The sequence below is a fragment of the Rathayibacter sp. AC182 genome, from assembly GCF_979253875.1.
The window spans coordinates 257,059-278,137 of the sequence record NZ_CEEDEK010000002.1; the positions used below are offsets into that span (position 1 = coordinate 257,059).

Consider the following 21,079-nt stretch of genomic DNA (forward strand, 5'->3'; position numbering starts at 1 on the left):
TTCAGGTCAATTTCGCCCGTCGTGCGGGCGAATGCTGCATCACGAGCAGGCTCGAACGGACGTCGGGCGTCAGTAGAGGCGAGACCCCTGCGAGGTTACCGACGTGGCGGGATGAACTGCGTCACTCACGTCGCCGCCGTCTGGGGCCAACGCGAAAGATATCTGTAGCCCCTACGCAGGTACTTAGAGATGCCAGCGTGAGTCGCCAGCGGGTGCCGGTTCCCGCGACTGTCGCGTACGGCCGGGACGTGACCTCGAACGTGAGACCTCGGTAGGACCGCTTGCGAGGGCGCAAAAATCGCCCCTGGGCTACTCGATCTTCCACCATAGAGCTGACTGCGTCCTCCCTACTTTGCTCTCGCTCGCCCACGCGACCAACCCCACGGCATGACGGGTCGCCGTCGTGAGGACCGGTTCGCAACGGGCCGCAATCAAGACTCGACCTATTTTCGAGCCTTCCGCCCTCGCAAGTTGTCTGGCACAGTTGATGCATCTCGCCTGCGAAAATCGAAGAGGAACAAGTGCCTGCCGAAATACCGTACATGCCGTCGGTTGTGAATGTTAATGCAATTCTTGACAAAATTCAGACTGCTGGGACTCCACCTAAATTCACGCACGATTTCCTGAAGTCGACTCTCGGGTTCGGGTCGTCAAACGATCGACCGTTCATCAAAGTTCTGCGGCAACTCGGGTTCCTGACGGCTGACGGATCGCCAACTCAGCGCTACAACGATTACCGGGGCACACAGCCTAGGAGAGTATTGGCGCAGGGACTGCGGGACGGGTGGCCGGAATTGTTCCTTGCAGACGAACGGGTGTACGAGAAATCTAAAGGGCAGATTCAAGCTATCGCCAAGAACCTCACAGGAGCGGGCGACTCGGTAGCGGCGAAAATGGCGTCGACATTTCACGCTCTCGCGGCAAAAGCAGACTGGGCCCCGTCTCTCCAGGATCCCGTAGCTGTTGAAGTTGAGGACTCTGCGGTGCCGGAGAATGCGGGCGATCAGAGTGGTAGCGGAGGAAATCGAAACGGCGGTGGCGAATTCATCGGTCAAGGTCGTAGCATCGGGAACGGGGTTGGTGTCGAGTCATTTCAATTGCACCATGACATCCACATACATCTTCCTCCAACCAATGATGTCAGCGTTTATCGCGCAATCTTTCAAGCGATTAGGGCGGAATTGATGTGACCGAGTCGTCATTGAGAGAATGGCTTTTTGCGGGACTCACCGTTGAGTCCGCTCTGAACGATCTCGAGTCTGACGGCATCGCAGTTCGCGCCGCCACCGATCCGCTGGCACTTCAGCGGGTGATGCCTTTGGAGGACTACTCTGCCGAGCTTCGCGCTTCGGCAATGAAGGCGCTCCCGGCGTACCTCGCTTTTTTGTTTTTGAGAACTCGGTTCGCGAGGTCGTTAGCGAGAGGCTGTCCGAGCGGCGCGGGTCCGAATGGTGGGATCGTTCCGCCACCAGCGGACTGAAAGCGAAGGTCGAGAAGCGGCAGGAGGCGGAAGGCAAGGACCGGTGGCACATGCGTCGTGGTGCGACTGAAATCTATTACACTGACTTTGGTGACCTCGCCTCGCTCATCCGAAACAATTGGGAGGAGTTTGAGGACCTTTTCCCCGATATCAATTGGGTCGTAAGTCGATTCGACGAGTTGGAGAAGAGCCGGAATATAGTAGCGCACAACAACCTGTTGGAAATGCACGAAGTCGGCCGGATTACCCTTTACCTGCGCGACTGGATTCGCCAGGTCGGCTAATCAGTACCGTGTGGCAGGACTAGGACGTTGAGCGACTCTGCCGTAAGGCGTGCATCAGATTTTACGGCAAGTAAGACTGTCAACGCTGCGCCCAACGTGGGCCCCTGATGTCGAAGTTTTGCTTTGAATATGCTGCAAGAGCGTTTCCTAGTCACCCGCTCCGTGAATGTACCAATTTTCGTGCTTTCGAAAAGACGGAGGACAATTTTGATTATTTTAATCGAGGGCCGATGGGAACTCCTGGGGCCATTCTGAAAGAGTCCGGCCGACTCGCCATTCGTGACTAGCGGGCTCATTGCTTGGTGTTGCGGGCGAAGCCGTGAGGCAGTTCGCGTTTGCTTGGCAAGGTGCCGTCCTTCCGTCGCCGTTAAAGGATGGCGATAAAGATTCGACTGATCGAAGAAGCGCGCACTCTGGCGACCGTTACCGACTCGCGCAGGGTCAGCAAATAAGAGGCGACGGTGCGACCGACTCCTGAGGCTACCGACGGCGGTATGCGGAGGGCAGATTTCACAACAAGTGGGCGGAATGGTATGCGGCATTGCTCGACCGTTCTGCGGTTTAGCGCGCCACCTCGCGCTTACGGCCCACGCTAGCGACCTAGAAGAACGTTTACGTCCGACTCGTGCGGGTCCTAATGTCGCTCGGCACGGCACCGCACGCAAGGCCGTCCTTCTCTCAGGGTCGCGCGCTCATTCGGACATTGACGTAACGGCGACGGCTTCGGTCGTAGCTGTAGCTTGGCCGATGACGCGGCCAATCGCCTCAGTTCAGCAGGTCGCCGAGGATCCAGCTCGAGAGGCCTACCAGCAGCGAGGTGCCGACGACGATCCACGCGACCAGCCTCCGGGTCGCGCGTGCGGCCTCCTCCGAGGTCAGTGGAGTGGGGCGAAGCGGCTTCACGTATGCGGCGGGCAGGTCGTAGGCGGAGGTGCGCGGCAGCAGCGGTGGAAGGGTCACGGGAGGCCCGTCGACCCAGTGCTCGGGCAGCTCGGAGGCGCGAGCCGCCTGCAGGGTCAGCTCGGCCTGCAGCGGGGAGCTGCGCAGCGCGGCGTACGCGGCCGTGGTCAGGCCGAGACTCGTCAGGTGCCGCACGGTCGGCGCGAACTGCTGCGAGACGGCGGGGGAGAGCTCGCCGACGCGGGCGCCGTCCAGAAGCACCTCGATGCGGTCGTCGAGAGCATGCAGCGTCACGATGACGAGTCCGCGGCCACCGCCGGGCAGGACGTCGACGAGCCGGGCGAAGTGCTCGTCCTCGCGCAGCACCTGCAGGCCGCGGCCCCAGGGGATGAGCGAGTACGGGCCGGTCGGCAGGGCGTTGACGGGGGTCAGCAGCTCCGGGTCGACCAGCGCGAGGCGGACGGAGGCGCGCAGTCCGCGAGTCGTCCGCGTCGCGCTGAGGTGCGCGCCGGTCGTCGGCACGAGGCCGCTGGCCGTGATCCGGGCCAGAGCGGGCTGGTACGCCGCGGAGTCGGGGAGGTAGCCGATCACACGGCCCTGCGCGCGGACGGAGACGGAGGTGGGGTCGCCGGGGCGGTCGGGCTCCGGCACCAGCTGCACGTCGATCCGCTGCTCGTGCCGCTCGTCCTTCTTCAGGGCGCGGCCGAGGAGCGAAGCGATCTCCTCGAGGCGGTCCGACTCGCCGACGACGTCGACAATGGGAGTGCCGTCGGCGTTCGGGAGCCGGTAGCGGGGTGCCTCTCCGTCGACGATCCGGGCGGGGGAGTGGTCGCTCGCCGACTTCCGGTCCCCGATCCAGCGCTCGCCGTCCCACCAGCGCAACGCGCCGACACCGTCGGGATACCAGCCGGCCGCGGCCGTCGAGTCCTGCTGCACCGGAGCCCCCCTCGTCTCAGCCCGACGAGTCTACCGGCGCGGTGAGGAGGGCCCGGGGATGGAGAGGCCCGCCGGCGCGGGTCTGCGGAGCGAGGCCCGCGGAAGTGAGGCTCAGCGGCAGGAATGCGGAGTTCGCCCGTGCATCGCGGCTCGCAGCCTCAGCTGTGCAGGTGCGCCGCCGCGCTCAGCGCCCGGGGTCCTCCGCGGACTCGTCCTCGAGGACGATCGCGGCGAGAGCCACGGGGGTGCTGCCGGTGTGCACGGACTCCTCGAGGACGTCCTCGATCAGCTCCGCGACGTGGCGGGCGTGGCCGGCGTTGATCGGGGCGGGATCCTCGAGGACGTCGACGAGGCTCCGCAGCACGGTACGTGTCTCGGGTCGCGGCATGGCGCCCAGGGTAAGGGCGAGGGAGTCGACGCGGAAGTAGCGATCCGCGCCAGAGCGCCCGGATAGGCTCCGGCCATGAGCAGATTCGACGACGCTGTCGTCCTCGTCCTCGGCGCCTCGGGAGGGCTCGGCCGGCTGATCGCCGACGAGCTCGAGAGCCGGGGAGCCCGCACCGTCCGGTCCGGCCGTGACGCCGACGCCCTGGGCGGGCGACCGCTGGTCGCCGATCTCCGCGGGGAGGACGCGCCCCGCCGGCTGATCGCGGAGGCTCTCGAGCGCCACGGGCGTCTCGACGGCGTCGTGATCGCCGCGGGCGTCGTCGCCTTCGGGCCGTCGGCCGAACTGGACGAGACCGTGCTCGAGGAGCTCGTGGAGGTGAACGCCCTGGCGCCGATCCGCGTGCTGACCGCCGCCTTCGCCCCGCTGGCGGCCTCGGCCTCCGAGGGCCGGGAGCCGTTCGCCGTCACGATCAGCGGAGTCGTCGCCGAGGCGCCGACCGCCGGTCTCGCCGCGTACTCCGCGTCCAAGGCGGCACTGCACTCCTTCGTCAAGGCCTCCGCGCGCGAGTACAGGAAGGCGGGCATCCTGCTCCTGGACGCACGACCTGGCCACACCGAGACCGAGCTGTCGCAGCATCCGCTGGCGGGCGAGGCCCCTCGCTTCGGGGCCGGGCTCGCTCCGGACGCCGTCGCGAAGCGGATCGTGGACGCGCTCGAGTCGGGCGAGACGGACCTGCCGCCCGCCGCGTTCGGCGCCTGACTCTCAGGCCGTCGCGAACCGCTTCGCCGAGCGCTCGCGCGCCTTCGCCGCCTCGACCTCGCGGTCCTTCGGCGGAGCGGCCGACACGAGGTCCTCGAGGAGGTGCCCCGTGATGTGGGCGATCTCGGCGACGGCGTGGTCGAACGCCTCCTGATTGGCCTTCGAGGGCTTCGTGGTCCCGCTGATCTTGCGGACGTACTGGAGCGCGGCGGCCTGGACCTCGTCGTCGGTGGCGGCGGGCTCGAAGTTGTGGAGCGTGTGGATGTTCCGGCACATGCGACGAGGGTACGTCCGGCACGGGCCCCGCGCCAGGACACCGGCTGTTCACTCCCGCGTCGCCCGAGCCCTCTACCGTCGGCGCGTGACCGCCGCCTCCGAGACCGCTCGCGTCGACCCCGAGCTCCTCCGCACCCTGACCCCCGACGACGCCCGCGATCTCGTGGTGCTCGACGAGGACGACGACGACCCGGTGCTCCTGCGCCGCGACGGCACGCGCATCGACACCTGGCGCGAGGGCTACCCCTACGACGAGCGGATGTCGCGCGAGGAGTACGAGGCGGGCAAGCGCCTCCTGCAGATCGAGCTGCTGAAGCTGCAGAACTGGATCAAGAAGCACGGGCGCCGCCTGGTCGTCGTCTTCGAGGGCCGCGACGCCGCAGGCAAGGGCGGCACGATCAAGCGCTTCACGGAGCACCTGAACCCCCGTGGCGCGCGCGTGGTCGCGCTGGAGAAGCCCACCGAGCGCGAGGCGTCGCAGTGGTACTTCCAGCGCTACGTCTCGCACCTGCCCGCCGCGGGCGAGATCGTGCTGTTCGACCGCTCCTGGTACAACCGCGCCGGAGTCGAGCGCGTGATGGGGTTCTGCACCCCGGCTCAGTACGACGAGTTCATCCGCCAGACGCCGCTCTTCGAGAGCATGCTCACCGGCGACGGCATCGACCTGGTCAAGCTCTGGTTCTCGGTGTCGGCGGAGGAGCAGCGCACGCGCTTCACGATCCGCATGATCGATCCGGTGCGCCAGTGGAAGCTCTCGCCGATGGACCTCGCCTCGCTCGACAAGTGGGACGACTACACCGCGGCGAAGGAGGCGATGCTCGCAGCGACCGACACCGACGACGCTCCCTGGACGGTCGTGAAGAGCAACGACAAGAAGCGCGCCCGCCTCGAGGCGATGCGCCACGTGCTGAGCCTGCACGAGTACGACGGCCGCGACGACGAGGTCGTCGGCGCTCACGGACCGGACCCGCTCATCGTGGGCCCGGCGGGCGAGGTCTACGAGCGGGGCGAGCACATCACCGCCCCGAGACGGTTCTGAGGGGGACGGGCGTGCGGGGGACGGCGCCGGGGGCGGCCACGAGGGACGGCGGGCACGATCTGCCCGGAGTGCATCTGCGCTGGCTCTCACTCGACGAGCAGAGCCTGGACGCGGAGCGGCTGCTCCCGCTGCTCACCGGAGCGGAGCGCGAGCGCTACGCGAGCACTCCGGCCGCGTCCGTCGCCGAGCGCTTCGTCTTCGGACGCGTGCTTTTGCGGATGCTCGCGGCCGAGCTCACCGGCGGCGACGCGGCCGCGATCGACGTGGTGGCGAACTGCGCCGGCTGCTCCGGTCCGCACGGGCGCCCGCGGCTGGAGGGAGCGGATCCGCTCCTCGCGAGCCTGTCGGTCAGCATCGCGCACTGCGCGGGCGCTGTGGTCGTCGCGGCCAGCACCGCGGGGACGGTCGGGGTCGACATCGAGCCGACGGCCGGGTCCGCAGAGCGCAGCGCGCAGATCACCCGGGTCGCCGGGGCGCCCTTCTGGGTCGGCGCGGCGCGACCCGCCGATCCGATCCTGCACTGGACCCGGATCGAGGCGGTGCTGAAGGCCGACGGGCGCGGCCTCGAGGTCGATCCGCACCGCGTCCTCGTCCACGAGTCGCGGATCGCCGCCGAGGCGCGCCTCGACGGCGTCCGGTTCCGCCTCGCCGAGCCGCGGCTCGACCCGGCGTTCCGCGTCAGCGTCGCGCTCGGTCCGGTTCAGGGTCGTGGCACCGGGCCCATCATCGGCTGGCGCCGCGAGCACTCCGACACGCTCGCCGAGTCCCTCGTCTCAGCGGGCCGGTAGCTCCGGCAGCTCCTCGTCGAGGAGCCACGTGTCGAGCAGCTCGTCGACCGGGTCGTCGAGCAGCTCGGTGCAGAGCTCGCGGAAGTCCTCGTCGGTGACCGCGGCGGAGGCGAACCGCCGGGTCCACTCGCGCACGAGGTCGAAGAACGCGTCGTCGCCGACCCTCAGCCGCAGCGCGTGCAACGTGAGCGCACCGCGCTTGTAGACGCGGTCGTCGAAGAGCGACACGGGACCGGGGTCGGCGAGGACGAGGTCCTCGGGCTGGACCTGCAGCAGAGCGTGGTGGCGCCGGGCGAGCGAGTCGGCGGAGGGTCCGCCCGCGTGCTCCGACCAGAGCCACTCGGCGTAGCAGGCGAAGCCCTCGTTGAGCCAGATGTGCCGCCAGCGGGCGACGCCGACGCTGTTGCCGAACCACTGGTGCGCGAGCTCGTGGGCGATCAGCCGCTCCGAGCCGCCGCGGCCGTCGACGTGGTTGGCGCCGAACACCGCCATGGCCTGCGCCTCGAGTGGGATCCTCGAGCACATCGGCTGTGACGACCACGGAGTACCGCGCGAACGGATAGGGGCCGAAGAGGCGCACGAAGAGCTCCAGCATCGCGCCGAGCCGGGCGAAATCGTGGCGGGCGCGTGTGGCGAGCGCGGCCGGACGGGCGATGGTCACGGGCACCCCGGCGAGCACGAGATCCTCGAGGGCGTAGCGCCCGATCTGCACCGACGCGAGGTAGGTCGCCGTGGGCTCGCGCTGCTCGTACACCCAGGTGCGCCGGCCCGACCGGGCACTCGACCCGACCAGCACCCCGTTCGCGACGACCGTGTAGCCCTCCTCCGCCGTGACGCGGACGAGGTACGCGGCCTTGTCGGCCTGGTCGTCGTTGCAGGGGAACCAGGTCGACGCTCCGGTCGGCTGCGACGCCACGAGCACGCCGTCGGTGAGCTCCTCCCAGCCGAGCTCGCCCCAGTGGCTCCCGCGGGGCCCGGGATGCCCGCTGTACTCGACCTCGACGACGAACGGCTCGCCGGGGCGCAGCAGGGTCTCCGGGGTGACGCGGAGTTTGTGCGGCGTCTGCGCGTACTGGGCCCGGCGTCCGTCGACCCGGACCCGGCCGACCCTGAGCCGGCTGAGGTCGAGGGTGAAGCGGCGCAGCGGCTGGAGGGCGACGGCGCGGATCAGTGCGCGTGCGGCCAGGCGGTTGCTCGACACGCGGTAGTCGAGCTCGAGCTCGTAGGACTCGACGCGGTAGCCGCCGTTCCCGATCCCGGGGACGTAGGTGTCGCCGGCGGTCTCGAGACCGAGCTGGGCGGGGCTCACGCGACGGGCGCGTGGTAATCGGCGACGCGCACCTCGCGCCACGGGCCGATCGGATTGCCGCTCCAGCGGCTCCCTGCGGGCACCAGCTCGCCGCGCATGACGAGCGAGGAGGGGCCGACCGTGCCGTGCGCGGCGATGCGGGCCGCGGGCAGGATCACGCTGTGCGGTCCGAGGGTCGCTCCGGTGTCCAGGCTGACGGCATCCATGCTCATGATTCGATCATGGAACAGGTGGGTCTGCACGACGCACCCGCGGTTGACGGCCGCTCCGTCGCCCAGATCCACCAGATCCGCCTCGGGGAGCCAGTAGCTCTCGCACCAGACGCCCCGCCCGATGCGGGCGCCGAGGCTCCGGAGCCACCAGACGAGCGCGGGGGTCCCCGCCGCCGCATGCGCGAACCAGGGCGCCGCGACCATCTCGGTGAACGTGTCGGCGAGCTCGCTGCGCCAGATGAAGGACGACCAGAGCGGATGATCGCCCGCGCGCACGCGCCCGATCAGGAGCCACTTCGCCGCGGTGCTGACGGTGGCGGCGACCGCGCCGGCGGCCAGCAGGACGACTCCGCTCAGCAGCGCGGTGACGATCGCGCCGAACGTCCCGACCAGCGCGAGCAGGGCGACGACGACGCCGAAGCCGAGCGCGACCGAGACGACGACGGGGACGAAGCGGAACAGCTCCCAGACGATGCGCGCGACCCGCAGCCGCGTCGGCGGGCGGAAGGTGCGCGCCGACTCCGCCTCGACGACGGTGCGCCGCAGCCGCACGGGCGGCGAGCCGAGCCAGGACGACCCCGGCTTGGACTTGCGCGGGGCCGAGGAGAGCACCGCGACGAGACCGCCGGCCGGCACTGTGTGCCCCGGTGCGGCCATGCCGGAGTTGCCGAGGAACGCGCGCTCGCCGATCTCGGCGCGGGCGAGCCGCATCCAGCCGCGGCCGAGGGTGTAGGAGGCGACGAGGGTGTCGTCGGCGAGGAACGCCCCGTCGCGGATCGTCGTCATCGCGGGCAGGAGGAGCACGGTGGACGCCTCCACGTCGCGGCCGACCCGCGCACCGAGCAGCCGGAGCCAGACCGGGGTGAAGAGGCCGGAGTAGAGGGGGAACAGCAGCGTGCGGGCCTGATCGAGCAGGCGCTCCGTCGACCAGACCTGCCAGCCGATCCGTCCGCGGACCGCGTGCGTGCCCGGCACGACGCCCCGGCCGAGCAGGCGGACGAGGAGGACCACGAGACCCGCGAGAGCTGCTCCCGTGAGGGCGACAGCGGGGACCAGCGCGGCGAGCGCGCGCCCGACGGCGTCGCCCAGACCCGGGGAGCCCTGCACGGCGACGGCGATCACTCCGACCCCCGCGCCGAAGGAGAGGATCGGGACGGCCGCGAGACCCACGGCGGCCAGTCCGTAGGCCCAGACCCACCCGGTCGCCTTCGGAGGGCGCTCGGCGGGGAAGCCGGCGTTCGCCTTGCCCAGGCGCTGGGCGGGCGAGCCGCCCCAGCGCTGACCGGCGGGCACGCGTCCGAAGACGGCGGAGCCCGGCTCGATCTGCGCGTTCTTGCCGATCCTCGCGCCGGGGAGGAGCGTGCTGCGGGCACCGACGGTGCTGCCGGCTCCGACGCGCACCGCGCCGATGCGCACCACGTCGCCGTCGATCCAGTAGCCCGAGAGGTCGACCTCGGGCTCGACCGCCGCGCCACGGCCCAGCGTGAGCATGCCGGTGAGCGGGGGCAGGGAGTGCAGGTCGACGTCGTCGGCGATGCGGGCGCCCAGCGCGCGGGCGTAGTAGGACACCCAGGGCGCGCCCGCGAGGCTGACGGCGCCGAGCTGGTGCGCGACCTGCTCGGCGAGCCACAGCCGCAGGTGGACCCCTCCGCCCCGCGGGTGGTCGCCCGCGCGGACGCCGCGCAGGAGCAGGCGTGCCGCGACGACCGTGAGGCCCATCCGTCCGAACGGCGTGCAGAACAGCACGAACGCGGGCACGAGCACCGGCAGCTCGACGGTCGGCAGGAACCCGAAGCCCGGGAGCAGGTCGAGGAGGGAGCAGACGGTGAGCAGCGCGACGAGCCAGCGCGTGCCACCGAGGATCAGGAGGGGTGCGCCGAGCACGGTCTGCAGCACCTGCATCCGCCGGGGGACGGGTGCGATGCGGTGATCGGACACGGCACCCGGGCCGGCACCACGGCTCGCGATCTCGGCCGCCATCGCAGCGAGACGGGGGTGGGCGTAGACGTCGGCGACGGTGAACTCCGGGTCGCGCTCCCGGATCCGGGCGACGAGCTGCGCGGCGGCCAGCGAACCGCCGCCGAGGTCGAAGAAATTGGCGCTCTCGTCGACCGGGACGCCCAGGACCTCGCGCCAGCGGGTGGCGAGCCAGGCCGTCTCGGGGTCGAGCGCGTCGTCGGCCGGTGCGGTGTCCTCGAGCGGCCAGGGCAGCGCTGCCCGGTCGACCTTGCCGGACGTGCGGGTGGGCAGCTCGTCGACCACGGCCAGGAGGGGCACCAGCGCCGCCGGGAGCTCCTCGCGCAGTCGGGCGAGGGCGGCATCGCGGTCGAGCGGCCGTCCCGCGGCCAGGGCGAGGTAGCCGACCAGGACCTGGTTGCCGGCCGACGTCGTGCGGACGGCCGCCGCCGCTCCGGAGACGCCGGGGAGCCCCTGCAGTGCGGCCTCGACCTCGCCGAGCTCGATGCGACGGCCGCCGAGCTTGACCTGGTCGTCGGCGCGCCCCTGGAAGACGAGGCCCTCGGCCTCGTAGCGGACGAGGTCGCCCGAGCGGTAGGCGCGCTCCCAGCCGAGCAGCGGCGCGGGAGCGTACTTCTCGGCGTCCTTCGCGGCGTCGAGGTAGCGCGCGAGGCCGACTCCGCCGATGACGAGCTCGCCCACGCCGCCCTCCTCCACCCGGTGGCCGTCGGCGTCGACGACCGCGAGCCGCCAGCCGTCGAGCGGGAGGCCGATGCGCACCGGTCCCGGGCCGCCGAGCGGGGCCGCGCAGGCGACGACGGTGGCCTCGGTGGGCCCGTACGTGTTCCACACCTCGCGGCCGTCGACGGCCAGGCGCTCGGCGAGCTCGGGCGGGCAGGCCTCGCCGCCGAAGATGAGCAGGCGCACGTTCTCGAGCGACTCGGCGGGCCAGAGCGCGGCGAGCGTCGGCACGGTCGAGACCACGGTGATGCCGTGGGTGGTGAGCCAGGGGCCGAGGTCCATGCCGCTGCGCACGAGGGACCGGGGAGCCGGCACGAGGCAGGCCCCGTGACCCCACGCCAGCCACATCTCCTCGCAGGAGGCGTCGAACGCCACCGAGAGGCCCGCGAGCACTCGGTCCCCCGGACCCAGCGGCTCCTTCTGCAGGAACACCCGCGCCTCCGCGTCGACGAACGCGGCGGCGGAGCGGTGGCTGACGGCGACGCCCTTGGGAGTGCCCGTGGAGCCGGAGGTGAAGATGATCCACGCGTCGTCCTCGAGCGCGGGGGCTGGAGCAGCGGGATCGAGGCGGTGCTGGGGTGCGGGGCGGTGGGGGCGAAGAGGCGCGCCGGTGCGTCGACGCCGTCGTCTATCCGCTCGAAGCGGCCGGATCTGGTCACGACGCCCCGCACGCGCGCCTCGCCGAACACCAGCTGCGCGCGCTCCTCGGGGTCGTCGGCGTCGACGGGGACGTAGGCGGCGCCGGCCGCGAGGATTGCCAGGATCGAGAGGTAGAGCTCGCGCGATCCGCTCGGCATGCGGACGCCGACGCGGTCGCCGCGCTGGACTCCCGCCGCGGTCAGCTCGCCGGCCGCGCCGACGACGCGGGCGAGGAGCTCCCGGTAGCTGAGCGCTCCGGCCGCGTCCTCGAGCGCGGACGCGTCGGGGTGCAGTCGGGCCGTCTCGCGGAGGACATCGATGAGCGTCCGAGGCGGCGCCGCGAGGGCGCCGGCGTCGAGGTGGTCCTGCGCGAGGGTCGTCTCCACGTCCGGTCTCCGTTCCGGCCGAGCGGAGTGATCGCCACGGCCGGGGCGTCACGGTAGGACCACCGGGTGTCCGGCGGGTGAACACGTCGTGCCCGGCAGCCGACCCGGCGTGCGGGCGGCCGCCGGGCACGGCGGGGGAGGCGGATCAGTGACCGACGGGCAGCGGCGCGTCGGACTCCGTCGGACGACGGACGAAGAACGCCGCGACGATCGCGAGGGTGGCGATGGACGCACCGCAGACGAAGGCCGCGTGGATGCCGCCCGCCGACGCGGCGACCTGGTCGGCGCCCTCGCGGGCGAGCGCGGCCGACTGGATCGAGAGCACCGTGACGAACAGCGCCGTGCCGGCCGCGCCTCCGAGCTGCTGCACGGTGCCGATGATGGCGCTGCCGTGCGAGTAGAACCGGGGCTTCACGGAGCCCAGTCCCGCTGTGAACAGCGGAGTGAAGACGAAGGCGAGTCCGAGGCTGAGGACGATGTGCAGCGTCAGGATGAACCAGGACGACGAGTTCTCGTCGAGGGCGGTGAAGCCATACAGCGCGGCGGCGACGATCACGGAGCCGGGCACCAGCAGCACGCGCGGGCCGAAGCGGTCGTAGCCGCGGCCGACGAACGGCGCGAGCAGTCCCATCAGCAGGCCGCCCGGGAGCAGCAGCAGCCCGGTCTCGAGCGGCGTCAGGCCCAGGACGTTCTGAGTGTAGAGCGGCAGGAGGATCAGAGTGCCGAAGAGCGCCGACATGCTGACGGCCATCATCACGATCGCGATCGTGAAGCCGCCGGAGGTGAAGGTGCGGAGATCGAGCAGCGCGCGATCGGTCTTCTGCAGGGAGAGCTGGCGCGCGATGAAGCCCGCGAGGCCGATCGCCGCGACGACGAACGGCACCCACGGAGCGACGACCGCCTCGCCGCCCTCGCCGAGCGAGCTGAGACCGTAGACGAGTCCGCCGAATCCGAGCACCGAGAGCACGATCGAGAGACCGTCGATCGGGATCTTCCTCGGCTCCGTCACGTTCTCGACCTTGCGGAGGCCCAGGAGCAGCGCGCCGACGGCGATGGGGAGGACGATCCAGAACATCCAGCGCCAGCTGAGGAAGTTGAGGATGACGCCGGAGATGGTCGGGCCGACCGCGGGGGCGACGGAGATGACGATCGAGATGTTGCCCATCATCCGTCCGCGGATCGACGGCGGGACGAGCGTCATCACCGTGGTCATGAGCAGCGGCATCATGATCGCCGTGCCGCTCGCCTGCACGACGCGGGCGGCGAGCAGCACCTCGAAGGTGGGGGCGAGCGCGGCGCTGAGCGTGCCGAGGCTGAAGAGCGACATCGCGGCCGCGAAGAGGGTGCGGGTGTGCAGGCGCTGGATCAGGTAGCCGGTGATCGGGATCACGACGGCCATCGTCAGCATGAACGCCGTCGACAGCCACTGGCCGACGTGCGCCTCGACGCCGAAGTCGGCCATGAGGTCGGGCAGGGCCACGCTCATGATCGTCTCGTTGAGGATCACGACGAACGCCGACACCAGCAGCAGGCTGATGACGAGGCGGCTGCGCGGCTCGAGCACGGCCGACGGCGCCGGCGTGCGGTCTCGGGGTGCGGCGGACTCCCGCGTCTCGGGAAGGGTGCGCTCGGTCACAGGCGGTTCTCCGGTCGTGCGTCGTGTCGTGAAGGCTCCTGAAGGGCTCAGGAGCGGGTACGCATCGCGGCGGCGCCGTCGGAACCGGATGCGGAGGTTCGAGGTGTCAGAACTCTCCCAGGTGCCCCCGACATTCCCGATCCTGCGACATCCGTCGCGGATCCGTGCGATCAGGTCCGCTCGACGACCTCGGCGAACGCCGATGCGGCCCGCTCGGCGTCCTCGGCGGACGACTCCGCTCCGAAGCTGAACCGCACGGCCGTCTGGGCGACAGCGGGCTCGATCCCCAGCGCCAGCAGCACCTCGGACGGCTCGTCGCGGCCCGCCGCGCAGGCCGAGCCGCTCGACACGACCACCCCGCGCTCCTCCAGCGCCAGCAGGATCGACTCGCCGCTGCGACCGGGCACCACGTAGGACGCGATGGACGGCAGCCGGTGCTGCACCGACCCCGTCGGCACTGCCCGCGGCACGAGCGAGGCGACGCGCCCGGCGAACGCGTCGCGCACCGCGGCGACGCGCTCGGACCTGAGCGGATCGAGCAGCGTCACCGCCGTGCCGAGCGCGACGGCGGACGCCACGTTCTCGGTCCCGGAGCGCCGCGAGCGCTCCTGCCCCCCGCCGTGCACCAGCGGCTCGAAGGCGAGGCGGCTGCGCAGCATCAGCGCGCCGACGCCCTTCGGGGCGCCGAGCTTGTGCCCCGAGATCGACACCGCGTCGGCTCCCATCGCGGGCAGGTCGACCCAGCCCGCCGCCTGCACCGCGTCGACGTGGAGCGGGATGCGCCGCTCGCGGCAGATCGCGGCGACCGCCGGCACGTCCTGCACGGTCCCGATCTCGTTGCTGGCCGCCAGGACCGACACCAGTGCCGTCTCCGGCGTCAGCAGCTCTGCGAGCGCCTCGAGATCGAGGCGTCCGTCGGAGTCGACAGGGGCGACGGCGACCTCGAACCCGTGCAGACGGCGCAGGAATTCGGCCGACTCCACCGTGGCCTCGTGCTCGATCGCCGAGATCACGATCCTCCGCCCGCGCGGATCGCCGAGGGCGATGCCCTTCACCGCGGTGTTGATCGACTCCGTGCCGCCCGAGGTGAAGAGCGTCTCGGAGGCGCGCCCGCCGAGGAACCGGGCGACGCGGCCGCGCGCCTGCTCGAGCGCGCGCGCCGCGGCGTCGCCCAGCGCGTGGCTGCTGGACGGGTTGCCGAACTCGCCGGTCAGGAACGGCCACATCGCCTCGAGCACCTCGCGGCGCACCGGCGACGTGGCGGCGTGGTCGAGGTAGATCACGGACGCGGCGCCTCGACCTCGATGTCGAGCCCCAGGTCGAGCGAGCGGACGCTGTGGGTCAGCGCACCGACCGAGATCACGTCGACGCCGGACTCGGCGATCGCGCGCACCGTCTCGAGGTTCACGCCGCCGCTGGCCTCGACGACCGCGCGGCCGCCGATCAGCGCGACACCCTGGGCGAGCTGCTCCGGGGTGAAGTTGTCGAGCATGATCGTGTCCGCCCCGCCCGCCAGCGCCGGCTCGATCTGGTCGAAGCGGTCGACCTCGACCTCGATGTGCGTGGTGTGCGGCACGGCCGCGCGGGCGGCCCGGAGCGCGGCGGTGAGGTCGATCCCGCGCTGGGCGAGGATCGCGAGGTGGTTGTCCTTCGCGAGGATCGCGTCCGACAGGGAGAACCGGTGGTTGCGTCCGCCGCCGCTGCGCACCGCGTGCCGCTCGAGGGCACGGAGCCCGGGGTGGTCTTGCGGGTGTCGACGATCCGCGCCCGCGTGCCCTCGACCGCCTTCACGTATTGGGCGGTCAGGGTGGCGATGCCGCTCATCCGCTGCACCAGGTTCAGCGCGACGCGCTCGCCGCGCAGCACGCCCGCGGCGGGGCCCGAGATCTCGGCGAGCAGGGCGCCGGCGGTGAACGAGGCCCCGTCCTCGACGAGGACGCTCGTCCGGATGCGGGAGTCGGCCTGCAGCATCGTGCCGACGAGGACGGCCCCGCCGCTGAAGACGCCGGGCTCGCGCGCGACCAGGCGCGCCGAGGCGGTGGCGTCGGCCGGGATCAGCGTCTCGGTCGTGATGTCGCCCCAGGGGGCGTCCTCCTCCAGCGCGAGGGTGACGAGGCGTTCGATGCTCTGACGGGTCAGCACGGGACGGCGACCTTTCTTCTTCCGGCGACGCGGTAAGCGGTCGCCTCGGTTCCGGGGTGGTCGGTGCGGTGGTGGGCGCCGCGGGACTCCGAGCGCGCGAGGGCCGCGTCGATCAGGGCCAGGCCGCACTCGACGAGGTTCGCGTCCTCGAGGGTGCGGAGCGAGAGGGGGGCGGCGACTCCGACGAGCGCGGAGCGAGCCGCCAGGAGCCCCGCCGCGTCGCGCGACACCCCGGCGCCCGCCCACAGGGCCGCCTGCAGCGCCGAGCGGTCGAGGGAGAGCGGAGTGACGGGGCGGGGTTCCGTCGCGGGAGCAGTCGCCGGGGCGGGCGCGTCCAGGGCCCGGGCCACCCGCCGGGCGAACACCACGCCCTCGAGCAGGCTGTTCGAGGCCAGCCGGTTCGCGCCGTGGACGCCGGTGCAGGCGATCTCGCCGACGGCGAAGAGCCCCGGGAGGCTCGTGCGTCCGTCGAGATCGGTCGCGATGCCGCCCATCCAGTAGTGCGCGGCAGGCGTCACGGGCACGAGGTCCTCGGCGAGCGAGAGGCCGTTCGCCCGGCAGGCGGCCGAGATGCTCGGGAACCGCTTCGCGAGCACCGCGGGGTCGAGGTGCCGGGCGTCGAGGTGCACGGGCAGTCCGCCCTGCTGCCGCATCCGCTCGGCGATCGCCCGGGCGACGACGTCGCGGGGAGCGAGCTCGGCGTCGGGGTGCACGGCGGTCATGAAGCGCTCGCCCGCGGCGTCGCGCAGCACCGCTCCCTCGCCGCGGACGGCCTCCGAGACGAGGAAGCCGCCGGGCAGCGCGAGGGCGGTCGGGTGGAACTGGTAGAACTCCAGGTCCGCGGCTTCGGCTCCCGCGCGCAGAGCGGCGGCGAGCCCGTCGCCGGTGGCGACCTCGGGGTTCGTGGTGTGGCTGAACAGCCGGCCCGCGCCGCCGGTCGCGAGGACGACGGCGTCGGCGTCGATCCGCTCGACGGAGCCGCCCCGCAGCACGTCGGCCCCTACGATCGCGGCACCCCGGCGCACCAGATCCACGAGCGCGGTCCGCTCCATCACCGTGACGGAGGCGGCGCGCACCGCGGACACGAGCGCCCCCTCGATCGCGGCGCCGGTCGCGTCACCGCCGGCGTGGAGGATGCGCGAGCGCGAGTGCGCCGCCTCGAGTCCGCGCGCGAGGTCGCCGCCGTCGCGGTCGAACGCGACCCCCCAGGCCAGCAGCGCGGCCACGGCGGCGGGACCCTCGGAGCAGAGCACCTCGACGGCCGAGCGCGAGCAGAGCCCGGCACCGGCGGTCAGGGTGTCCTCGACGTGCAGGGCGACGGAGTCGTCCGCGGCTGTGACCGCGGCGATCCCGCCCTGCGCCCAGCGCGTGCTCGACTCCTCGATCGCGCCCTTGGTGACCAGGACCACCTCGTGGCGGCGGGAGGCGAGCAGGGCGGTCACGAGCCCGGCGATGCCGCTGCCCACGACGACGACGCGCGACACGTCAGGCCGCCGTCGGAGCCGTCGGGCCGGTGGGCGGGACGGCCGCGAGCATCCGCTCGAGGGCGACCTTGGCCTCGGCCTGGACCGAGTCGTCGACCGAGATGCGGTTGTGGACGGTGCCCTCGACCAGCCCCTCGAGCACCCAGGCGAGGTAGCCGGGGTGGATGCGGTACATGGTCGAGCACGGGCAGACGACGTCGTCGAGGCAGAAGATCGTGTGCTGCGGGTACTGCGCGGCGAGGCGCTGCACGAGGTTGATCTCGGTGCCGATCGCGAAGGTCGTTCCCGCGGGGGCCGCCTGGATCGCCTTCACGATGTAGTCCGTGGATCCGTACTCGTCGGCGGCGTCGACGACCGCCATCGGGCACTCGGGGTGCACGATCACACGGACACCGGGGTGCTCGGCGCGCGCCTTCTCGATCTGCCCGACGGTGAAGCGCTTGTGCACCGAGCAGAAGCCGTGCCAGAGGATCACCTGCGCGTCCAGGAGGGTCTGCACGTCCGAGCCGCCCTGCGCCTTCCGCGGGTTCCACATGGGCATGCGTTCGAGCGGCACCCCCATCGCCTTCGCCGTGTTGCGACCGAGGTGCTGGTCGGGGAAGAAGAGCACCCTCTGCCCGCGCGCGAACGCGTCCTCGAGCACGGTCGCCGCATTGGAGGACGTGCAGACCACTCCACCGTTGCGCCCGCAGAACGCCTTGAGCGCGGCGGAGGAGTTCATGTACGTGACCGGGATCAGCGGGACGCGCCCATCGGCGTCCGGCTCGGTGCCGTAGAGCTCGGTGAGCTCGGCCCACGCGTCCTCGACGGAGTCGATGTCGGCCATGTCGGCCATCGAGCAGCCCGCAGCGAGGTTCGGCAGGATCACTGCCTGGTCGGGCCGCGACAGGATGTCGGCGGTCTCGGCCATGAAGTGCACGCCGCAGAAGACGATCGCCTCAGCGTCGGGACGGCTCGCGACCGCCTTCGCGAGTTGGAAGGAGTCGCCCACGAAGTCGGCGTACTGCACGACCTCGTCGCGCTGGTAGAAGTGCCCCAGCACGACGACCCGCTCGCCGAGCGTCTGCTTCGCAGCGAGGATGCGGTGGTGCAGCTCGTCGGCGCTCGCCGCGGTGTACGCGTCGGGCAGGCGGCCCTGGACGGGAGCCTCGGCGGGGATCGGATCGGCCTGGGACGCGCCGGGGCCGTAGGCGGGGAACCCGAGGTCGAACGACCAGGGCGCGTCGGCGAGCTCGGGGCGCAGGTCTCGCCCGGGGCTCCGCGCTCGATGAGCTGGATGGTGCTGTCGACGGATGTCACGTGTCTCTCCTCGGATGGTGCGGACGGACGGGCGGTGCCGGTGCTCAGACCGGCAGCGGCCCGTTGTCGACGAGTGCCACGGACTCGTCGTAGCGGTACAGCCGCGGAGGGCGGTGGCGGGTGCCCGCCAGGCGCTGCTCGGTGGGTACCACGGTCTTGGACGCCTCGATCGAGCGGCGGAAGTTCGCCGGATCGAGGGGCTTCTGCAGAACGGCCTCGTGCACCTCGCGCAGCTGGGCGAGGGTGAAGGTCCCGCCGAGGAAGGCCTGCGCGATGCGGGAGTACTCCATCTTGTTGCGCAGGCGCCACAGGGCGTAGTCGACGATCAGCCCGTGATCGAAGGCCAGCTCGAGCGGCAGGTCGGTGCACAGCCAGGTGACGTTCTCGCCCACGATCGCCTCGTCGGCCTCTGAGGTGCGCACGAGCGCCCAGTAGACGATCGAGACGACTCGGCGCTCGCCGGGGAGCGGTCGGGCCCGCCCACGGCGTAGAGCTGCTCGAGGTAGCGCGGAGCGAGTCCGGTGGTCTCTCGGAGCGTCCGACGGGCGGCCTCGGCCAGGTCCTCGTCCGGGCGCAGCGGCCCGCCCGGCAGGGCCCACAGGCCCTCGAACGGCTCCCGGATCCGGCGGACGACCGGGATCCAGACGGTGCTCGCCCCGGTCTCGGGATGCGGGCGCAGCGCGAAGATGACGGTCGAGACCGCGAGCTGCGGTACGGCTGCATCCATGGCGGATCCCTACTAAGAGTCACACTGACTGTAAGTGCTGCGCCGAGCTTAGTGTCACTCCGACCCGAACACCAAACCCCAGGTCGGTCTCCGGGAGATGCCACTCCGGAACGGGACACGCCGAGGGAGCCGAACCGGAGTGGCATCTCGGGGGAGGGGACAGCGCAAGCAGCACCCCGCTAGGGTGAGCGGACAACCGAATACCGGGCCGCATACGCGACGCGGGAGAGCCGACTCCGTCGGCACCGAAGGAGCAAGCCTCCCCGCCAATCTCTCAGGTCTTGTACCGCGTCGAACTGGCCACTCTGGAAATGCGTCGCGGAGCGACGAGCCGCCTGCGCGGTGCGATCACTCCGACGAGGCAGCCCACGGTGAAAGCGCCGCTCCGAGCGACGTGAACCTCTCAGGCATCCCGACAGAGGGGAGTTCCCACGGCACTGCTGTGCCTCGCACCATCGACCTGTGCGGGCGCGTGCGCAGCACTGCGACGAATTGGAGAACTCATGTCCGAGAACCGAACGACCCCTCCCGCGGAGACCCCCGAACCGCGCTACTCCCCGCTGCACGACGTGCACGCGGCGGCAGGCGCCTCCTTCACCGACTTCGCCGGCTGGTGGATGCCGGTGCGCTACTCCGGCGATCTGGCCGAGCACCACGCGGTGCGCACCGCCGCCGGCCTCTTCGACCTCTCCCACATGGGCGAGATCCTGGTCGTCGGCCCCGAGGCGGTGGACGCGCTCGACTACGCCCTCGCGAGCGATCTGAGCGCCGTCGCCGTCGGCCGGGCGAAGTACACCCTGCTGCTCGACCGCACCGGAGGCGTCATCGACGACCTCGTCGTCTACCGCACGGGCGAGGACCGCTTCATGGTCGTCGCGAACGCCTCCAACCGGCACGTGGTCGCCGAGCAGCTGCGCGACCGCACGGCGATGTTCGACTGCGAGCTGTTCGACGAGAGCGACGACGTCGCGCTGATCGCGATCCAGGGCCCGAAGTCGCTCGAGATCCTGCAGAACGTGCAGGGCCTCGCCGTCGAGACGGAGCGGGGAGCGGAGGCGGTGCTCGACACCGACGACGCCGCGCGCCTGCTCGAGGAGCTGCGCTACTACCGCGCGGTGCCGGCGACCTTCGAGGCGCATCCGATCCTCATCGCCCGCACCGGCTACACCGGCGAGGACGGCTTCGAGATCTACGTCGCCCCCGACACCGCCCCCGCCCTGTGGGAGGCGCTCGCCGAGACCGGAGCCGGAGCGGGACTCGTCCCGGCCGGCCTCGCCGCTCGCGACACCCTCCGCCTCGAGGCCGGCATGCCGCTCTACGGCCACGAGCTCTCCCGCGAGATCTTCCCGGCGCAGGCCGGCCTCGGCCGCGTCGTCGCCTTCGGCAAGCCGATCGACTTCGTCGGCCGTGCCGCCAGCGAGGAGGGCCCGGCCGGGGACGCCCCCGTGCTCGTCGGCCTCGTCGGCGAGGGGCGCCGCGCCGCCCGCGCCGACTACACCGTCTTCTCCGACAGCGGCGACGAGATCGGAGTCGTCACCAGCGGCGTCCTCTCGCCCACGCTCGGCGTCCCCATCGCCATGGCGTACGTCGCCCCCGCCCAGGCGCAGCCGGGCACCACCGTCTCCGTCGACATCCGCGGCAGCCGCCTCCCCATGACCGTCACCGCCCTCCCCTTCTACTCCAGAAAGAAGATCTGAC

Annotated in this window: 13 protein-coding genes, 6 pseudogenes and 1 riboswitch; of the genes and pseudogenes, 6 read left to right on the plus strand and 13 right to left on the minus strand. The window is 71.4% G+C overall.

The genetic code is table 11. From position 1 onward, the window contains the following. Positions 1-542: 542 nt before the first annotated feature. On the plus strand, positions 543-1,190 hold the full coding sequence (locus AC0CII_RS02350) for a DUF5343 domain-containing protein (RefSeq protein WP_465228023.1): 648 nt from the start codon (positions 543-545) through the stop codon (positions 1,188-1,190). Between the two features lie 202 nt (positions 1,191-1,392). Continuing rightward, positions 1,393-1,764 (plus strand): annotated as a pseudogene (locus tag AC0CII_RS02355) (Swt1 family HEPN domain-containing protein); the annotation flags it as partial. A gap of 765 nt (positions 1,765-2,529) precedes the next feature. Here AC0CII_RS02355 and AC0CII_RS02360 read toward each other — a convergent pair. Together AC0CII_RS02360 and AC0CII_RS02365 are read right to left on the minus strand one after the other, a co-directional pair. Further along, positions 2,530-3,600: a DUF2510 domain-containing protein gene (locus tag AC0CII_RS02360; RefSeq protein ID WP_465225510.1), complete on the minus strand. Its 1,071-nt coding sequence runs from the start codon at positions 3,598-3,600 to the stop codon at positions 2,530-2,532. 184 nt (positions 3,601-3,784) lie between these two features. Beyond that, the gene (locus AC0CII_RS02365) at positions 3,785-3,964 is read right to left on the minus strand and encodes a hypothetical protein (protein WP_465228563.1); all 180 of its coding nucleotides are present in this window, start codon (positions 3,962-3,964) and stop codon (positions 3,785-3,787) included. A gap of 99 nt (positions 3,965-4,063) precedes the next feature. Here AC0CII_RS02365 and AC0CII_RS02370 point away from each other — a divergent pair, with 99 nt between their 5' ends. After that, positions 4,064-4,747 (plus strand): SDR family NAD(P)-dependent oxidoreductase, encoded by a 684-nt coding sequence (locus AC0CII_RS02370; protein WP_465225512.1) that lies wholly within the window; start codon positions 4,064-4,066, stop codon positions 4,745-4,747. Between the two features lie 3 nt (positions 4,748-4,750). On the opposite strand, the gene AC0CII_RS02375 is transcribed toward AC0CII_RS02370, so the two are convergent. After that, the gene (locus tag AC0CII_RS02375; RefSeq protein WP_465225513.1) at positions 4,751-5,023 is read right to left on the minus strand and encodes a DUF2277 domain-containing protein; all 273 of its coding nucleotides are present in this window, start codon (positions 5,021-5,023) and stop codon (positions 4,751-4,753) included. An 85-nt stretch (positions 5,024-5,108) separates the two neighbouring features. On the opposite strand from AC0CII_RS02375, the gene ppk2 reads away from it, so the two are divergent. Both ppk2 and AC0CII_RS02385 read left to right on the plus strand, forming a co-directional pair. Continuing rightward, on the plus strand, positions 5,109-6,062 hold the full coding sequence (ppk2, locus tag AC0CII_RS02380; protein ID WP_465225514.1) for a polyphosphate kinase 2: 954 nt from the start codon (positions 5,109-5,111) through the stop codon (positions 6,060-6,062). Positions 6,063-6,130: 68 nt separating this feature from the next. Continuing rightward, entirely contained in the window at positions 6,131-6,850 is a 720-nt protein-coding gene (locus tag AC0CII_RS02385) for a 4'-phosphopantetheinyl transferase family protein (RefSeq protein ID WP_465225515.1), read from the plus strand. On the opposite strand, the gene AC0CII_RS02390 is transcribed toward AC0CII_RS02385, so the two are convergent. The 10 genes and pseudogenes from AC0CII_RS02390 to AC0CII_RS02435 form a co-directional block, all read right to left on the minus strand. Then, complete coding sequence (locus AC0CII_RS02390) at positions 6,836-7,375, minus strand: M1 family aminopeptidase (protein ID WP_465228610.1); 540 nt, start codon at positions 7,373-7,375, stop codon at positions 6,836-6,838. The two genes, AC0CII_RS02385 and AC0CII_RS02390, sit on opposite strands and share 15 nt — an antisense overlap. A 253-nt stretch (positions 7,376-7,628) precedes the next feature. Then, a pseudogene (locus AC0CII_RS02395) lies at positions 7,629-8,201 on the minus strand (gluzincin family metallopeptidase); the annotation flags it as partial. After that, on the minus strand, positions 8,156-11,854 hold the full coding sequence (locus tag AC0CII_RS02400) for a Pls/PosA family non-ribosomal peptide synthetase (RefSeq protein WP_465228611.1): 3,699 nt from the start codon (positions 11,852-11,854) through the stop codon (positions 8,156-8,158). The pseudogene AC0CII_RS02395 and the gene AC0CII_RS02400, both read right to left, overlap by 46 nt. Beyond that, positions 11,755-12,093, minus strand: a pseudogene (locus AC0CII_RS02405) (AMP-binding protein); the annotation flags it as partial. The pseudogene AC0CII_RS02405 and the gene AC0CII_RS02400, both read right to left, overlap by 100 nt. A 145-nt stretch (positions 12,094-12,238) precedes the next feature. After that, positions 12,239-13,729 (minus strand): DHA2 family efflux MFS transporter permease subunit, encoded by a 1,491-nt coding sequence (locus AC0CII_RS02410; protein ID WP_465225517.1) that lies wholly within the window; start codon positions 13,727-13,729, stop codon positions 12,239-12,241. Between the two features lie 170 nt (positions 13,730-13,899). Next, positions 13,900-15,012 (minus strand): cysteine desulfurase family protein, encoded by a 1,113-nt coding sequence (locus AC0CII_RS02415; RefSeq protein WP_465225518.1) that lies wholly within the window; start codon positions 15,010-15,012, stop codon positions 13,900-13,902. Next, a pseudogene (nadC, locus tag AC0CII_RS02420) lies at positions 15,009-15,871 on the minus strand (carboxylating nicotinate-nucleotide diphosphorylase). Before nadC ends, AC0CII_RS02415 begins: the two are co-directional and overlap by 4 nt. After that, positions 15,865-17,355 (minus strand): L-aspartate oxidase, encoded by a 1,491-nt coding sequence (gene nadB, locus AC0CII_RS02425; protein WP_465225520.1) that lies wholly within the window; start codon positions 17,353-17,355, stop codon positions 15,865-15,867. Before nadB ends, nadC begins: the two are co-directional and overlap by 7 nt. A gap of 1 nt (position 17,356) precedes the next feature. Continuing rightward, positions 17,357-18,654, minus strand: a pseudogene (gene nadA, locus AC0CII_RS02430) (quinolinate synthase NadA). A 44-nt stretch (positions 18,655-18,698) separates the two neighbouring features. Then, positions 18,699-19,381, minus strand: a pseudogene (locus AC0CII_RS02435) (NUDIX hydrolase). A gap of 212 nt (positions 19,382-19,593) precedes the next feature. Next, positions 19,594-19,680, plus strand: a riboswitch (glycine riboswitch). Between the two features lie 204 nt (positions 19,681-19,884). On the opposite strand from AC0CII_RS02435, the gene gcvT reads away from it, so the two are divergent. Then, entirely contained in the window at positions 19,885-21,078 is a 1,194-nt protein-coding gene (gene gcvT / locus AC0CII_RS02440; RefSeq protein WP_465225522.1) for a glycine cleavage system aminomethyltransferase GcvT, read from the plus strand. Position 21,079 lies beyond the last annotated feature (1 nt).

What these genes read in the sequence shown, in the direction of transcription:
- AC0CII_RS02350 (WP_465228023.1), top strand. Translation starts at nt 543, where the DNA reads ATGCCGTCGGTTGTGAATGTTAATGCAATTCTTGACAAAATTCAGACT.
- AC0CII_RS02370 (WP_465225512.1), top strand. Translation starts at nt 4,064, where the DNA reads ATGAGCAGATTCGACGACGCTGTCGTCCTCGTCCTCGGCGCCTCGGGA.
- AC0CII_RS02375 (WP_465225513.1), bottom strand. Translation starts at nt 5,023, where the DNA reads ATGTGCCGGAACATCCACACGCTCCACAACTTCGAGCCCGCCGCCACC.
- AC0CII_RS02390 (WP_465228610.1), bottom strand. Translation starts at nt 7,375, where the DNA reads ATGTGCTCGAGGATCCCACTCGAGGCGCAGGCCATGGCGGTGTTCGGC.
- gcvT (WP_465225522.1), top strand. Translation starts at nt 19,885, where the DNA reads ATGTCCGAGAACCGAACGACCCCTCCCGCGGAGACCCCCGAACCGCGC.